The following is a 357-nucleotide window of genomic DNA, read 5'->3' on the forward strand; positions in this document are numbered from 1 at the left end:
GCAGGCGGCGGAAGCGTTCTTCCTGTGGCGCGGTGTGCGCCCGGCTTCGGCACCGGTGCTGGCTGAACTGCGCCGCCAACTCATCTAGCTCCAATCTGATGTGGGCACCGCTACTGTGGGAGGGGGCTTGCTCCCGATAGCGGTGGTTCAGCTAAGTAATTCTTGGCTGACACACTGCAATCGGGAGCAAGCCCCCTCCCACATGTTTGACTGCGTTCAGTCTTCGAACTGGAGGGGGCAGTTGTCGGCTCCTTCCAGTTTCTTCAACTCTTCCACCACCTGCGGCCGGGCCCGGCGCAAGGTCAAGCTGCGTCCCAAGCCCCGCAATCGCCGTGCCTCCTGGTGCAGCATCTCCAC

Annotated in this window: 1 pseudogene; it reads left to right on the forward strand. The window is 62.7% G+C overall.

The features are described from left to right. Positions 1-88, forward strand: a pseudogene (aroE, locus tag JBE38_RS27560) (shikimate dehydrogenase); the annotation flags it as partial. Positions 89-357: the final 269 nt, after the last annotated feature.

The sequence above is a fragment of the Pseudomonas sp. ICBG1301 genome (assembly GCF_016918385.1).
In the GTDB taxonomy this organism is placed as follows: Bacteria; Pseudomonadota; Gammaproteobacteria; order Pseudomonadales; family Pseudomonadaceae; genus Aquipseudomonas; species Aquipseudomonas palleroniana.